Below are 1,002 nucleotides of genomic sequence, written 5' to 3' on the forward strand. Positions count from 1 at the left end.
GTGCCTTCTGGTCTGTAAGTTGGACCGATTTGGTTGGGTTTATGCGGGGGCGTGGAGGCCTAACCCAAAGTGGAGTACTAACAATGTCTAGCGTAACTATGCGCGATATGCTGAAAGCGGGCGTGCACTTCGGTCACCAAACCCGTTACTGGAATCCGAAGATGAATGCTTACATCTTCGGCGCCCGCAACAAGATTCACATCATCAACCTGGAGCAGACCCTGCCCCTGTTCAACGACGCCATGGCGTTCCTGAACAAGCTGGCGGCCAGCAACAACAAGATCCTGTTTGTTGGTACCAAGCGTGCGGCGCAGAAAGCGGTGAGCGAAGAAGCCCAGCGTTGCGGTATGCCCTATGTGGATCACCGTTGGTTGGGCGGCATGCTAACCAACTGGAAAACCATTCGTCAGTCCATCAAGCGTTATCGTGAGCTGGAAGCCCAGTTCCAGGATGGCACTTTTGACAAACTGACCAAGAAAGAAGCCCTGATGCGCAAGCGCGAGATGGACAAGCTCGAGCGTTCTATCGGTGGTATCAAGGACATGGGCGGCCTGCCTGACGCACTGTTCGTGATCGACGTGGATCACGAAGACATCGCGCTGCAGGAAGCTCGCAAGCTGGGGATCCCGGTTGTTGCAGTGGTTGATACCAACTCCAACCCGGACGGCGTTGATTACGTCATTCCCGGCAACGACGACGCAATCCGCGCCATTCAGCTGTATGTGAAAGCCGCAGCTGACGTGATTCTGGAAGGCAAGCAGTACGCCCAGAACCAGACCGGTGGCGAGAGCGAGTTCGTCGAGGTAGCAGATGAAGCCCAGGGCGAAAAAGCCGAAGGTTAATCTATCGGTGGGCGAGCCGCTGGCTCGCCCGCTTTACCGAAACATACCAAAGTTAAGAGGATAATCATGGCTGCTGTTACTGCTGCAATGGTTAAAGAGCTTCGTGAGCGTACCGGTCTTGGCATGATGGAGTGCAAGAAGGCGCTGGTTGAAGCAGATG

Annotated in this window: 1 protein-coding gene and 1 pseudogene; both read left to right on the forward strand. The window is 55.0% G+C overall.

The features are described from left to right. Window positions 1-83 precede the first annotated feature (83 nt). Entirely contained in the window at window positions 84-842 is a 759-nt protein-coding gene (gene rpsB, locus A3730_RS24575) for a 30S ribosomal protein S2 (protein ID WP_039925878.1), read from the forward strand. A 66-nt stretch (window positions 843-908) separates the two neighbouring features. Next, window positions 909-1,002: pseudogene (locus tag A3730_RS30645) on the forward strand (elongation factor Ts); the annotation flags it as partial.

It is taken from the genome of Alcanivorax sp. HI0044 (assembly GCF_001634945.1).